Here is a 562-nt window from a genome sequence, read left to right as displayed (position 1 = left end):
AGACGTGCGCGGACAACATCTGCTTGGCTACCGTGAAGAAAACGGCGTAGCGGACGATTCTCGTACTGAGACTTACATTGGTCTGAAAGCGTACATCAATAACTGGCGTTGGAATGGCGTACCATTCTACGTGCGCACGGGTAAGCGTCTTCCAACTCGCGTGACAGAAGTGGTTATCCACTTCAAACAAACACCGCATCCGGTATTGCCAAACGCCCAGAAACAAACTGATCATTCGTACTTCAGCCTGATGAAGGCATTCAAATGAGCTTCGGTTTGAAAGAACCCGGTGCAGGCTTTAAAGCCAAAGAAGTGAAGATGAACTTCCATTATGCTTCGTTGCAAGAGACGCAAATGCTGACCGCCTATGAGCGTCTGCTTCTTGATGCGTTAAACGGCGATGCAACGCTGTTTGCTCGCAGCGATGCGGTAGAAGCGTGTTGGAAATACGTTCAACCTATCCTCGACTTCAAACAAGATCCACAAGCACTCTTGGTTATGCCTGTGGTACTTGGGGCCAAAAGAGTCGGACGAGTTTGCTGCAGCGTGACGATCGCGCGTG

General features: G+C 50.0%; 1 pseudogene. It reads left to right on the top strand.

What is annotated here, in order from left to right:
* Window positions 1-562 (top strand): annotated as a pseudogene (locus CIK04_RS29255) (glucose-6-phosphate dehydrogenase); the annotation flags it as partial.

The organism is Vibrio sp. 03_296, assembly GCF_002265885.1.
This window is presented reverse-complemented; position numbering and strand designations above follow the sequence as displayed.